Annotated in this window: 11 protein-coding genes; 4 read left to right on the top strand and 7 right to left on the bottom strand. The window is 41.2% G+C overall.

The window, feature by feature from the left end:
* Positions 1 to 269: 269 nt before the first annotated feature.
* The 4 genes from rimP to ODQ17_RS03645 are packed head-to-tail and all read left to right on the top strand — an operon-like array spanning position 270 to position 5,429.
* Complete coding sequence (rimP, locus tag ODQ17_RS03660) at positions 270 to 797, top strand: ribosome maturation factor RimP (protein WP_004795010.1); 528 nt, start codon at positions 270 to 272, stop codon at positions 795 to 797.
* 36 nt (positions 798 to 833) lie between these two features.
* Positions 834 to 2,318 carry a transcription termination factor NusA gene (gene nusA, locus ODQ17_RS03655; RefSeq protein ID WP_003654584.1) on the top strand — a complete coding sequence of 495 codons (1,485 nt, stop codon included), beginning with the start codon at positions 834 to 836 and terminating at the stop codon, positions 2,316 to 2,318.
* A gap of 10 nt (positions 2,319 to 2,328) precedes the next feature.
* A complete protein-coding gene (gene infB, locus ODQ17_RS03650) occupies positions 2,329 to 5,028 on the top strand; it encodes a translation initiation factor IF-2 (RefSeq protein ID WP_005301836.1) in 2,700 nt (899 codons plus the stop codon).
* Complete coding sequence (locus ODQ17_RS03645) at positions 5,028 to 5,429, top strand: ribosome-binding factor A (protein ID WP_005301838.1); 402 nt, start codon at positions 5,028 to 5,030, stop codon at positions 5,427 to 5,429. The genes infB and ODQ17_RS03645 overlap by 1 nt, the downstream gene beginning before the upstream one ends.
* A 54-nt stretch (positions 5,430 to 5,483) precedes the next feature.
* Here ODQ17_RS03645 and ODQ17_RS03640 read toward each other — a convergent pair whose 3' ends face one another.
* From ODQ17_RS03640 to ODQ17_RS03610, 7 genes are all read right to left on the bottom strand, one after another.
* Entirely contained in the window at positions 5,484 to 5,888 is a 405-nt protein-coding gene (locus tag ODQ17_RS03640) for a Na+/H+ antiporter subunit G (RefSeq protein ID WP_005301841.1), read from the bottom strand.
* A 12-nt stretch (positions 5,889 to 5,900) separates the two neighbouring features.
* Entirely contained in the window at positions 5,901 to 6,176 is a 276-nt protein-coding gene (locus tag ODQ17_RS03635; RefSeq protein ID WP_004795001.1) for a monovalent cation/H+ antiporter subunit F, read from the bottom strand.
* Positions 6,173 to 6,700: a Na+/H+ antiporter subunit E gene (locus ODQ17_RS03630; protein ID WP_252060576.1), complete on the bottom strand. Its 528-nt coding sequence runs from the start codon at positions 6,698 to 6,700 to the stop codon at positions 6,173 to 6,175. Before ODQ17_RS03630 ends, ODQ17_RS03635 begins: the two co-directional genes overlap by 4 nt.
* 2 nt (positions 6,701 to 6,702) lie before the next feature.
* Positions 6,703 to 8,514 (bottom strand): monovalent cation/H+ antiporter subunit D, encoded by a 1,812-nt coding sequence (locus ODQ17_RS03625; RefSeq protein WP_252060575.1) that lies wholly within the window; start codon positions 8,512 to 8,514, stop codon positions 6,703 to 6,705.
* Complete coding sequence (locus ODQ17_RS03620) at positions 8,514 to 8,882, bottom strand: Na+/H+ antiporter subunit C (RefSeq protein WP_003654595.1); 369 nt, start codon at positions 8,880 to 8,882, stop codon at positions 8,514 to 8,516. The genes ODQ17_RS03625 and ODQ17_RS03620 overlap by 1 nt, the downstream gene beginning before the upstream one ends.
* Positions 8,879 to 11,731: a monovalent cation/H+ antiporter subunit A gene (locus ODQ17_RS03615; RefSeq protein ID WP_322901778.1), complete on the bottom strand. Its 2,853-nt coding sequence runs from the start codon at positions 11,729 to 11,731 to the stop codon at positions 8,879 to 8,881. Before ODQ17_RS03615 ends, ODQ17_RS03620 begins: the two co-directional genes overlap by 4 nt.
* Positions 11,732 to 12,047: 316 nt before the next feature.
* On the bottom strand, positions 12,048 to 13,439 hold the full coding sequence (locus tag ODQ17_RS03610; protein ID WP_322901776.1) for an AAA family ATPase: 1,392 nt from the start codon (positions 13,437 to 13,439) through the stop codon (positions 12,048 to 12,050).
* Between the last annotated feature and the right edge of the window lies 1 nt (position 13,440).

Below are 13,440 nucleotides of genomic sequence, written 5' to 3'. Positions count from 1 at the left end.
CTCGTCGGGCTCATAACCCGAAGGTCGTTGGTTCAAATCCAGCTCCCGCTACCAAGTTTCTTAAAAGAGGCTCACAGACAAGTGGGCCTTTTTGCACAGTGGACTATTGTTTTCTGTGCTACATAGGGGCGATTAACGCCCTTTTTTATTGGTTATCGTATCGCTATCGTGTAGTTTCGACATCAATTGGTCAAATAGTCATGCTTCACTATAGTAGGTCTGTGTCGGTTAAAACAACCGATTGAATCGCACGAGAATGACGAGAGTAAATGAAATTATCAAATAAATCCCAAGCATTGCATGACTTAATTGTTCCTGCAGTACAAGCATGTGGTGTCGACCTTTGGGGAATCGAGTTTCTCCCACAAGGTAAACGTTCATTATTGCGTATTTATATCGACAAAGCGGTAAGTGAAGAAGATGCTGAGCCAGTACTTAATGAAGATGGTGAAGTAGAACTAGGCCGTGGTATTGGTGTACAAGATTGTGTGCGTGTAACACAACAAGTTGGCGCAATGCTGGATGTCCATGATCCAATTTCAGGTGAGTATTCATTAGAAGTTTCTTCACCAGGTTGGGATCGTCCATTTTTTCAACTAGAACAGTTACAAGGCTACATCGGACAACAAATTGCTTTGCGTTTGATTGCAGCAGTAGAAAACCGTCGTAAATTTCAAGCAAAGCTTATTGCAGTAGACCTTGAAAATGAAGAAATTCAGGTTGAAGTTGATGGGAAGCACGTGCTTGAGATCGACAGCAACAATATCGATAAAGCAAACTTGATCTATCAAGATTAAATTTATTAAATTTTATAAGAAATCGGTAGGTGACTTATGGGCCGCGAAATTCTTACCGTTGTTGAAACGGTTAGTAATGAAAAAGGTGTTAGTCGTGAAGCGATCTTCGAGGCTTTAGAACAAGCTCTAGTTGCTGCAACGAAGAAAAGATTTTACGAAGGTACGCATGCTGAAGAAGCTCAGCTTCGTGTAGAAATTGATCGTAAAACTGGTGATTACAGCACATTCCGTCAATGGACTGTTGTGGCAGATGAAGATCATGAAATGCCAGCTTGCCAAGATGCGATTTCTGACCTTGACCCATCTAAATGGTCAATTGGTGATGTTCGTGAACTCGAAGTAGAATCTATTGAGTTTGGTCGTATCGCTGCACAAATTGCAAAACAAGTTATCGTACAAAAAATTCGTGAAGCTGAACGTGCTTTAGTTGCTGATGCATACGAGTCTAAAGTTGGTGAGTTAATTTACGGTGAAGTGAAAAAACAAACCAAAGACGGCTTTATTATTGATTTAGGCGACAACGCTGAAGCTTATCTTGCGCGCGAAGAAATGATTCCTAAAGAAATTCTTCGCCCGAAACAACGTATGAACGCTATTTTATACAATGTGAACCGTGAAGGTCGTGGCGCTCAGTTGTTGTTATCACGCGCTAAGCCTGAAATGTTAATTGCTTTAATGAAAAAAGAAATTCCTGAGATTTCTGAAGAAATTATTGAAATTAAAGCAGCGGCACGTCAACCAGGCGTTCGTGCTAAAATTGCAGTGAAAACAAATGACCATCGTATTGACCCTGTAGGTGCATGTATTGGTATGCGTGGTACACGTATTCAAGCAGTACAACAAGAGTTAAACGGTGAACGTATTGATGTAGTGGTCTGGTCTGATGATCCAGCTCAGTACATTGCAAGTGCATTAGAACCAGCTGATGTTTCAGGCATCGTGCTTGATGAAGATGCAAGAAGTGCCGATATTATTTTTGCAACCAGTGATCAATTGGCTCGCGCGATTGGCTCACAAGGCCAAAATGTTCGCTTGGCTTCTGATTTAACTGGCTACAAACTCGACATGATGCTTGAAGAAGAGTATCGTGCTCGTCAGCAAAATGAAGCTCAGCAATATCTTGATATGTTTGTATCACGTCTCGATATTGAAGAAGATTTAGCAATGGCATTGGTGGAAATGGGCTTTACCTCTTTAGAAGAGATTGCTTATGTTCCAGCTGAAACTTTTGACGAAATTGAGCTTGATGCTGAATTGGTTGAGTTATTGCAAAGTCGTGCAAAAGAAGCAGCACTTACTGATGCTTTGAAACAGCAAGAAAATATTCAAGAACCGAGCGCAGACCTTCTCACTATGGAAGGCATGACTTCTGAGATCGCTTACTCGCTTGCCGCTCGCGGTATTATTACTGTCGATGATTTGGCAGATCAAGCTACTGACGATATCTCTGATATTGAAGGACTTGATCATGAAAAAGCAGGTCAATTGATCATGAAAGCTCGCGAATCATGGTTTAACTAGGAGATGAAATATGACGGACAAGTCGATTAAAGAGTTAGCTCTCAGTGTAGAACGTCCTGTTGAGAAGCTCCTAGAACAGGCTCGTGAAGCAGGTTTGCCTCAACGTACAGCAGACGACATTATTACCACTGAACAACAGGATACTTTAGTCAATCATTTGAAAAAAGTGCATGGTCAGGAAAGTGGTAACACAGGAAAAATTGCGTTGAAACGTAAAACAACCAGTACCGCTAAAGTTGCAAGTACTTCAGGTAAAGCAAAAACAATTAACGTAGAAGTACGTAAAAAACAGGTTTTTGCTAAACCAAACCCTGAACAAATTGCAGCTGAAGCTAAAGCACGTGCAGAAGCTGAAGCTAAAGCACGTGTAGAACAGCAAACGCGTGACACTGCACAGCAAAACGCGCGTCTTCAAACAGAGCAAAAAGCAAAAGCAACTTTAGATGCGATGCGTGCTGCTCATCAACAAGATAGCGCTGCTCAGACAGCTCCTAAAGCTGCTGTAGTAGTGAAAAAACGTGGTGGTGGTACAGTAAAACCTGCACCAAAACCAGCAGAAACATTAGAGCAAAAGAAAGCTCGTGAAGCACAAACAGCTCAGTTGAAAGCAACTGAAGAAGCTGCGCGTCGTAAAGCGGCTGAAGAAGCTCAGCAACGTACACTTGAACAAATGCGCAAAATGGCGTCTAAGTATTCAAGTGACGAAGCTACTACCACAATTCGTGTGATTGATGATTCTCCACTTGCTTCAGGTCTAGTAGGCCAAGCTTATGAAGATTCATTTAAGCAAGAAGACCGTGAAATTAAACGCGGTGGTGCAACCACTAACCCTCGTGCGGGTAAAAAAGGTGGTCGTCGTGGTCAAGAAGAGCAAAGCTTTGTTAACCATAACAAACGTGGTTTAAAATCAAGCCAAGCTAATAAGCACGGATTTGAAAAACCAGTTAAAAAGCAAGTTTATGATGTAGAAATCGGTTCAAGCATTGTTGTTGCCGATCTTGCTCAAAAAATGGCGATTAAAGTACGTGAAGTTATCAAAACACTTATGAAAATGGGTGAGTTGGTTAATCAGGAACAAGCTATTGACCAAGATACAGCAGCACTTGTTGTTGAAGAAATGGGTCATAACCCTGTTTTAGTTTCTGATACTCAAGCGGAAGATAACTTGCTTGAAGCGGCTGAAGAAGCTCGTGGTGAGCAAACAACTCGTCCGCCAGTTGTTACCATTATGGGTCACGTTGACCATGGTAAAACATCATTGCTTGACCGTATTCGTCGTTCGAAAGTGGCGGCAGGTGAAGCAGGTGGTATTACCCAGCATATTGGTGCATATCACGTTGAAACAGACAAAGGAATCATTACATTCCTTGATACACCGGGACATGCTGCATTTACTTCAATGCGTGCACGTGGTGCTAAAGCAACGGATATCGTTGTATTGGTTGTTGCGGCAGATGACGGTGTAATGCCACAAACTGCAGAAGCAATTGACCATGCGCGTGCAGCAGGAACTCCAATTATTGTTGCAATCAACAAAATGGATAAAGAGTCTGCTGATCCGGACCGTGTGTTAAATGAATTAACAACGAAACAAATCGTTCCAGAAGAATGGGGTGGTGATGTTCCGATTGCTAAAGTTTCTGCACACAGTGGACAAGGTATTGATGAACTCCTTGATTTAATTCTTATTCAATCAGAATTGATGGAATTAAAAGCATCTGCTGAAGGTGCTGCACAAGGTGTTGTTATTGAAGCGCGTGTTGATAAAGGCCGTGGTGCAGTAACTTCTATTCTTGTTCAAAACGGTACATTAAACATTGGTGACCTTGTTCTTGCAGGTTCGTCATATGGTCGTGTCCGTGCAATGTCTGATGAAAATGGTAAGCCGATTAAATCAGCAGGACCATCTATTCCAGTAGAAATTCTGGGTCTTCCAGATGCTCCAATGGCAGGTGATGAAGTTCTTGTTGTAAATGACGAGAAGAAAGCGCGTGAAGTTGCTGATGCTCGTGCTGACCGTGAACGTCAAAAACGTATTGATCGTCAAAGCGCAATGCGTCTTGAAAATATCATGTCGTCAATGGGCAAAAAAGATGTTCCTACAGTGAACGTTGTTTTAAGAACAGACGTACGTGGTACTTTAGAAGCATTGAATGCAGCTTTACATGAATTATCTACTGATGAAGTAAAAGTTCGTGTAATTAGTTCGGGTGTTGGCGCGATTACTGAGTCTGATGTGATTCTTGCTGAATCTTCAGAAGCTGTATTGTTAGGTTTTAACGTTCGTGCTGATACGACTGCTCGTCAGAGAAGTGACCAAGACGGTATCGATATTCGTTACTACAGCATCATTTATGAATTAATTGATGATGTGAAAGATGCCATGAGTGGTAAACTTGCTCCTGAACATCGTGAAACTATCTTGGGTGTTGCTGAAGTACGTGAAGTATTCCACTCAAGTAAGTTTGGTGCAGCAGCAGGCTGTATGGTACTTGAAGGTGTATTGCATCGTAATAAACCGATTCGCGTATTACGTGATGACGTGGTTGTGTTCCAAGGTGAGCTTGAATCTCTTCGTCGCTATAAAGAAGTGGTTGAAGAAGTTCGTGCCGGTATGGAATGTGGTCTTGCGGTGAAAGGTTATAAAGACATCAAAGTGAAAGATAAAATTGAAGTCTATGATGTTCAATTGATTAAACGGAGTCTTTAATGGCGGGTAGCCAACGCTTAAAGCGCATGGCGGATTCAGTTCAACGCGAGTTGTCTGAGCTGATTCGTCAAGAGCTTAAAGATCCTCGCTTAGGTGGTCTAGTGACCATCTCTGCGGTGAAAGTCAGTGCAGACATGGGTTATGCTGAAGTTTATGTCACCGTAATGGGACGTGAGCTTGGCGATGAGCAAAGTGAAGCAGCAAATAAAGAAACTTTAGATGTATTAAATAAAGCTTCTGGTTTCTTGCGTCATGAATTGAGCCGTCGTATCAAGACACGTATTACGCCGAGATTGCGTTTCCATTATGACAAGACGAATGCTTATGGTAACTATATGTTTGGTTTGATCGAAAAAGCGGTAAATGATTTACCGAAACGCGATTCAGACGAAGAACAGTAATATAAAAAATAAAAAAGCCACCTTCGGGTGGCTTTTTTATTGGTGGGCTTTTTCCTAGTCTTTAGGAGGGTCCATAGGCGGTTTATTTTGCGAGAAACGCTGTCCAATTTTATAACGGTCCCACGGCAAGGGGCGTTCAATTGACTCAGGAACTTCTCCACTCAATGAGCGCAAACGTAAATGTAGCGCAGCTTGAGCAATTAAATTTGCTGAAACCGGTGCGGTGATAAAAGCTAAAAGTGTGATCAGTAGCTCGGCAAAACCAAAGCGGCCTTGAAAAGCAAAAAAGATCATAGACGCAATCAAAAAACTGCCTAATCCTAACGTACTCGATTTTGTGGGTGCATGTAAGCGCATGAATAAGTCAGGCAAGCGCACCATGCCAATCGAGCCGACTAACATAAAGAAAGCACCAAAAACCAGAAAGACTGAAACAATAATTTCCATTACGAACTGCATTTTGATCTCTCCTTAATCGATTACATGACCGGTTGTGAAGTAACGTGCTAAGGCTGCTGTAGATACGAAACCTAGCATTGCAACCAGTAGGGCTCCTTCAAATAAAGAGGTCGTCATCCAATAAATGCCTAAAACAACAATGAGGCAAGTTGCATTTAAGAAGAGAGTATCAAGTGCTAAAAGCCGATCTACAATTGATGGGCCTATGACTAATCTGAAGAGGCAAAGTAGCATAGAGATGGTAATGGCAATTGAGCTAATACCTAGAGCATAGGGTAGAATGGTCATGCACTTGCCTCCGTTTTGCTTTTTACATCAAAAATTTCCATAAGTGGAATTTCATAACGTTGTTTGATGTCTTCAATATCAGATTCGGTATTATCTGTGCTCAAAGCATGAACCAGAATATCTCCACGTTCCTGATCAATACCCGCAGAAACCGTACCCGGCGTTGTTGTGATGATCATTGCCAGTAAAGTATTAACCTGCTCATGTTCCGTTTCTAATGGCACACGATACCATTTTGGATGTAAATTTTTGGTAGGTCCCAAAACGAGCTTTGCCACTCGAAAGTTAGAAATGACAATATCCCAAAGAACCACAAAGCATAATTTAATAGCTGGTTGCCAGTGAATATGCGGTGTACGGGTGATAAACGGTTTGACTAAACGAGGAATAATTAAACCCAGCAGTACTGCCGTCAGAATGTCACTAGCATCAAGACTATGTGAAAGCATCAGCCAAAATAAAATGATAAGAACGGAAACAAATGGATGTGGAAACCAGCGTTCAAGCAAATGAGATAACTGCATTTTTATGGCTCCATAGGTTTCAATTGACTTTCATCAACAATGGTAGGCGTTTGTAGTTTGTCCTGTTGCTGAATTTGTCGAAGTTTATATTCCGAAATATGTTCACCATTGAAGGTATCTTTCGAAATAATATCTGGAACGAGGTAAGCATTATGATCTTCAACCTCACCACCATATTTAGTTTCTGGCAGGTAAGCAGGGTCAAATGGTTGTACGCTGATAGCTTCACCATTTTTATCTACTTTAAGAATAGTGCGTTGGTAAAGTGCGTGGTCTTGAATCTGCTGAGCGGTACTTAATGTGTAATGCTGAATTGGTGCAGCAAAGACGACATAAGCGATTAAGCTGGCAAGTAACACATAAATTACTTGATCATTACGTGGTGGTGCTCGTTCTGGTAATGCTCGATAAAGAATATAAGCCGGATGGATTGGATCTTCCTCTGGTGGTGTTGCTCGCCAGAACAAGATAAAACCAACTCGCGTTAGAGCAATAATACTTAATAGGCTCACAACAAGCACAACCCCAATGATCCAACCTTGATAGCTGGCTTCGACTGTCGCTTGTAAAATAAATACCTTTCCAAGAAAACCACTAAAAGGTGGTAAACCCGCGAGCATCATGGCAATCAAGAAATAAGTCACCATAGCTGCTTTTTCTTGTTTGATTCTTGGGGCAACTTTTAAATGATCTTTAAAATCGCCACGTTGTGAAGTTATCCATCCACAAAATAGATAAAAGGCCGCGCCAATTAGCGTACTGTGCACTAAGTAATATAAAGCACCAGACCATGCTTGTGTATTTGACATGGCAATTGCTGTGAGCAATGTACCAATTGAAGAAAGTACCATAAAACCGACAAAGCGACGTAAACGATCTGCTCCAATTGCTGCAATCACACCGTAAAGTGAAGTAATCAAACCAATTGGAAGTAACCAGCTTTTTAAAATTTCTTGGCTAAGAGCATCGTCAAATACTGTTCCATTTACACGCAAAATCGAATAGATCCCGACCTTGGTCATAATGGTGAAAATTGCAGCCACAGGTGTACTTGCAACAGCATAAGTTTTTGGTAGCCAAAAACCTACAGGAAGCATCGCTGCTTTAATGCCAAACACTACAAATAAAAGCAGGGCGCCTGCTACGGCTAATTTGTGTTGATCTGCTTCAAGTGTCGGAATAAGGCGTGAAACATCCGCCATGTTGAGGCTGCCTACACTGCCATAAATCATACCAAGGCCGATTAAGAATAGGGCAGAGGCTAGAAGATTGATAATGACATAGTGAACGCCAAGCTGAAAACGTGGTTTGCCTTGCCCATGTAAAAGCAAAACATACGAAGCCATCAACAAGATTTCAAAAAAGACGAAAAGGTTAAATAAATCGCCTGTTAAAAATGCTCCGCAGATACCCATTAATAAGAAATGCACCATGGCATGGAAATAGCGACCACGGGTATCCCAATTGTCGCTTGCATACCATAGAACTGGAACGACTAACGCGTAGGTCAGTACCAGCATAAATGCAGAAAGACGATCTAATACGAGCACAATACCAAACGGTGCTGACCATTCACTCAGCTGGTAAATGGTAATTTGGCCTGTACTTGCAAAGCTTAAATATACAATTGCGGTAACTAATCCAGCAATTGCAGAAACAAGACTAATGCCACGGCGCCAAGGTTGTCGCCAGTCCTCTTTTAAAGCCCCTGCACCTGGGTTGCCTAGCAGTAATAAGATAAAAGCAGTAAATGCCGGAATGAGAATGCTAAAAATCGGCGCATGTTCTTGCCAGAAAGATAAAAAATCAAACATTACGGCTCATCCTCACGTGGGTCGTATGTTGGAGAGATGTCTTCTTTAGCATCAACATGATCACTACCTGATTCATAACGGCTACGCAGTGCCAGTTGTACAATAAAAGCGGTGGTTGCAAAACCGATCACAATGGCTGTTAACACCAGCGCTTGAGGAAGTGGATCGGTTATTTTTGTTGTTTCAGTTAAAATTGCGGGTGAGCTAATTTGTAATCGGCCCATCGCAAATAAAAATAGGTTTACAGCATAGCCAATTACCGCTAATCCAAGCACGACAGGGAAAGTACGAGCACGTAAAATCAGATAAATACCTGTGGCAACAAGTAAACCAATCGCAGAAGCCAATAAGAATTCTAAACTGATCATGATGATTCCTCCCGATGTGGTACTACAGGACCAGACATACTTGAGTGGCGAGAGTCTCCCAATACCGAGATGAGCAACATCGTTGCACCAACCACGGTGATATAAACCCCTAAGTCAAAACTCGCAGCCGAAGCCAAATGTAGTTTTCCTAAAATTGGTAATTCAACATACACGTGCGCGCTAGTCAGGAATGGGCGTAACCAGAACCATGCAGCTACACCAGTAAGCCCAGCAATGGTTAACCCTGAACCAATCCACACTTCATAAAGACGACCTGATTTTGCTTTAAGTAATTGTTCTGTCTGGTCTTGACCTAGCGCAATATATTGAATGATTAACGCCATTGAGGTGATTAGACCTGCAATAAAGCCACCACCTGGATAGTTATGGCCTCGCATAAAGATATAAACACTTACGACAAGCGCCAATGGCAATACCCAAGAGGCTGTAATACGGAACATGAGCGGAGATGGATTAAAACGGTAGGTGAGACCTTGAGTTATGGTTGTACCATGTACACGCATACCATCCATGAGGCAAAGTGAACCAATAGCAGCAATGCCTAGTACTGTAATTTCACCAAAGGTATCGAAACCACGGAAGTCAACTAAAATGACATTTACAATATTTGAGCCACCACCAAGTGGTAAAGACTGCTGCGCAAAGAACCATGAAATCGAATTATGATCACGGGTTAAAATCAGCCACGCAATCCAGCCTATTCCTAAGCCTCCAACAATCGCTAAAGCAGCATCTCTTAAGCGTCTAGAGCGAAGAGATTCATACGGTGTTAACTGTGGAAGTAAAGATAAACTCATTAGTAACAGAACGGTGGTTACAACATCCACGGTAATTTGAGTCAGTGCCAAATCTGGCGCTGACATGGTGACAAACACCATCGTTACCACTAGACCAATTGCACCACTAATAAGGACTGCTTTAATACGCTCATGATGGAACCACAGCATCATCCAGCAACCTGAGAACAGGGTTAGCCATAGAACGATGGCAATCCATGGAGCATGAGTGAGTTCACGTGTGCCTGTAGTGAGCCCTTGATTAAGGAGCGGTATAGTGACCATGATGACGCTAAAAGCAATGATCAAGAACAAGTAACTTTGCAATGAACCATTTTCAGTTTTTTGTTTAATTTTTCGGCTAGTGAGCAAAAGATGTTTTAAAAATAAATCAAATAAAATGCGGCCTTGTAATCTACCAAGACGTGGGTCAAGGTCAATTTTACGAATCATGCCATCTTTTGCCAAAGCAAAATAGAACAATGAGCCGCCGACTAAAGCAATAATACTCATTACAAGAGGAGCATTGAATCCGTGCCAGATCGCCAGATGAGTTCCTGCAAATTCTGGTTGCATCAAGCTTGCTCTGGTTACGCTATTTACTAGTGGTTCTACCAACAAAGAAGGTAAAACACCGACCAAGATACATAGCACAGCAAGAAGAAGGGCTGGTGCGCGCATGCCCATTGGCGGTTCATGTGCATCTTTATTTGGCACTTGTTTACCAATTGGACCGTCAAAAAACACGCCGTGCACTAAGCGAATTGAATAACTCACTGCAAAAATACCAGCAAGCGTTGCAATGATGCTGGCAAAGATAACTGCTGAACCTGAAAGATTCGCCAATAGCTCGGTAAAGAACATCTCTTTAGAAATAAAGCCATTGGTGAGCGGTACACCTGCCATAGAGGCGGCGGTGATCATGGTTAATGTGGCGGTGAAAGGAAGTAATTGCCAAATACCACTGAGTTTTCGAAGATCACGTGTACCTGTTTCATGGTCAATGATCCCTGCAATCATAAAGAGTGCAGCTTTAAATGTTGCATGGTTAATAATATGAAAAATAGCAGCAGCAACTGCTAAAGGCGAACCGATACCAAGTAAACAAACAATGAGCCCCAAATGACTAATCGTTGAATAGGCTAATAGTCCTTTTAAATCTTCTTTAAAAATGGCAAAACATGCTGCCATACAAAGTGTAAACAGGCCGATAAATGTCACAATATTGTGATAGATCGCAGCGCCGACAAAAATTGGCAGTAAGCGGGCAAGTAGAAAAATACCTGCTTTTACCATGGTCGCAGAGTGTAGGTAGGCAGATACCGGTGTTGGTGCTGCCATTGCGTTAGGTAACCAAAAATGAAATGGAAACTGAGCACTCTTCGTAAATGCACCAAGCAAAATAAGCAATAGCATTGGAATAAATAAAGCATGGGCTTGAATGGCGTCTTTCATGCCCATGATGTCACTAATTTCATAGGTCCCGGTGATTTGCCCTAATAGAACAAATCCACCCAATAAGGCTAAACCGCCCATCCCTGTAATGGTGAGCGCCATTCGAGAGCCGCGTTGAGCAGCTTCATAATGACTCCAGTAACCCACTAACAAGAAAGATGAAATACTGGTGAGCTCCCAAAAGACTAATAAAATAATAAGATTATTAGAGAGCGAAATACCCAGCATTGCTGCCATAAACAGCATAAGTAAAGCATAGAGTTTGCTTAAAGAGTTTTTAGGGCCAAGATAGTAATAGGCGTATATGTAAATGAGAGTACCGATACCGGTAATAAGTAAAGAGAATAGTAAACCAAGAGCATCGAGTCTGAAGCTTAGATTAATTCCTAATTGAGGTAACCAATCCCAGCTTTGTTGAATGCTTGCACCACCAAGCACAGTTTTAGCTTGAGTCAGTAATAAACCAAAACTGGTTAAACTGACTCCAATTGCCCCTAAAGCCGTTACTCCACGCGAGAACCGTTGAAGCAATGAAACAAGGGTGGTGCCTAATATTAACGGTAATAAGATAATTATCGGTAGCACACTCGTATCCATATGTGATTTAGGCCGAAACCTAAAGGTGAATTTTTAATTTCAGAATAGATAGGAATTCAAAGAGAGTTCCAAGACTTTGTTATTCTGAAAACCCAACCAAATTAGAAAATAAAGCGAGAAACAAGTTGTATTGCGCAACTTGAAGAATAAAAACGCAAAATGAAATTTATTGTACACTAAAAAAGCAGTAAAAATCTGATGTTATTACATGTAGTAACAACATCTAGTTATTTTTAAAGCTAAAAAACCTGACTTAACCATATATTTTGTGACTCTACTTTTTAATTATAAAAAGAGAGCCGATTGATTATAAAATTTAAACAGAAGGACTTTCTTCTGGTGTGTCTCCTGCATGAATCATGCGTAGCAATTCGTTTTTTTGTTGTTCATTTAAGCCCTGAATTTGCTGAAATAAAACATCAACCTGTGCTGGAGAGGGAGTCGGGTCTATTAAGCTTGGAAGCTGCGTTTCCATATGTGGAACTAATGACTCGCTTCTTTGGAGTAATGTATAGATGTGTTCAAGCTGTTGTTTGGTGGTATTTAAATCAAGATGGCTAATTTTACCATGCTCTAATTTTAAACATTGATAGGCCGAGGCATGTTCTAATAACTCTTCACGACTTCCAGTTGCAATAATTTGTAAGCGTGGAAATGCCTGATGGAGTTTATTTAAAATTTCTGAACAATGCTGTGCATCAAGTTGCGCATCAATTTGATCAATCAATAAAATTCCTTCACCTTCAAGACAAGGATTTAGGCTTAACGGATTGAGTAAACAGAGCCTGCGGGCAATATCGCCTACTAAAGCAATCCATGTTTTTGTGGTGTTGGAAAGTTGCTGAAAAGGTAGGGTTTGGCCATCATAATCAGCCATAAGTTGAAGCCTAGGCTGATATTGTAAATATAAGTCTTTGAGCTCTGGCAAAACAATATTTAATGCATTTTTAAGAGCGTAGAGGTTAGGTGCGGTGAGCTGTTTAGGCTGTCCAGATAACTCTTTTTGAAGCTCATTTAATAGTTCTGTCTGATCTTGTGGATCTGATTGCTTAGATTTAATGCGTTGTACGAGATGTGCAGCTTGAGCATTTTCGATATCGCTAATTTCACGTAACCATTCAAAAAAACGAGTGAAGGTTGTGAACGGAACTGGACTAATATCATAGGCTGAAATGGCTTGAGTTATGCCGGGTAAATTTTTATTGAGCAGATTAATATCATTTACAAATCGCTCGGCTGGGTAGTAAGCGATTAAGGGTAACCCTTGTAATGGATCTTTTTTGATGACTTGTTGATAAAGGGCCATAGTCTGGTCAAGTTGTTGAGTTTCAACTTGGCTGATTCCAATGCCACTTGAATTTAGGGTTTTAAAAAGTTTCCAGCTACACAGTGAAGAATCTACCTCTTGTGCAGAAGTACTTTCTGGCAAAGAGCCAATTTCTGGTGGAACTTGAAGGGTCACTTCGATTTTTGACTGTAGACGCGATTGAGTAATGTCTTGGTCAGGCATAACAATACCGGGACTACGTAAATCTTTAAAACGAGCAGGGAACCAAGTTAGAGCATGGTAAGTATGTTTGAGCAACATACTTTTACCCGTTGCTTGTTCACCTAAAATTAAGGTAATCGGCTGTTTTTCATATTGAAACTGTATTTTAAGATCGTGAAACAGAGCAATATGTTTAAATTGGATAGATTCAAGTTGCATA

The organism is Acinetobacter sp. IRS14 (genome assembly GCF_034650275.1).
GTDB classification, from domain to species: domain Bacteria; phylum Pseudomonadota; class Gammaproteobacteria; order Pseudomonadales; family Moraxellaceae; genus Acinetobacter; species Acinetobacter oleivorans.
This window is presented reverse-complemented; position numbering and strand designations above follow the sequence as displayed.

What these genes read in the sequence shown, in the direction of transcription:
- ODQ17_RS03640 (WP_005301841.1), bottom strand. Translation starts at nt 5,888, where the DNA reads ATGCAGTTCGTAATGGAAATTATTGTTTCAGTCTTTCTGGTTTTTGGT.
- ODQ17_RS03620 (WP_003654595.1), bottom strand. Translation starts at nt 8,882, where the DNA reads ATGATCAGTTTAGAATTCTTATTGGCTTCTGCGATTGGTTTACTTGTT.
- ODQ17_RS03625 (WP_252060575.1), bottom strand. Translation starts at nt 8,514, where the DNA reads ATGTTTGATTTTTTATCTTTCTGGCAAGAACATGCGCCGATTTTTAGC.
- nusA (WP_003654584.1), top strand. Translation starts at nt 834, where the DNA reads ATGGGCCGCGAAATTCTTACCGTTGTTGAAACGGTTAGTAATGAAAAA.
- ODQ17_RS03635 (WP_004795001.1), bottom strand. Translation starts at nt 6,176, where the DNA reads ATGACCATTCTACCCTATGCTCTAGGTATTAGCTCAATTGCCATTACC.
- ODQ17_RS03630 (WP_252060576.1), bottom strand. Translation starts at nt 6,700, where the DNA reads ATGCAGTTATCTCATTTGCTTGAACGCTGGTTTCCACATCCATTTGTT.
- ODQ17_RS03645 (WP_005301838.1), top strand. Translation starts at nt 5,028, where the DNA reads ATGGCGGGTAGCCAACGCTTAAAGCGCATGGCGGATTCAGTTCAACGC.
- ODQ17_RS03610 (WP_322901776.1), bottom strand. Translation starts at nt 13,439, where the DNA reads ATGCAACTTGAATCTATCCAATTTAAACATATTGCTCTGTTTCACGAT.
- rimP (WP_004795010.1), top strand. Translation starts at nt 270, where the DNA reads ATGAAATTATCAAATAAATCCCAAGCATTGCATGACTTAATTGTTCCT.
- ODQ17_RS03615 (WP_322901778.1), bottom strand. Translation starts at nt 11,731, where the DNA reads ATGGATACGAGTGTGCTACCGATAATTATCTTATTACCGTTAATATTA.
- infB (WP_005301836.1), top strand. Translation starts at nt 2,329, where the DNA reads ATGACGGACAAGTCGATTAAAGAGTTAGCTCTCAGTGTAGAACGTCCT.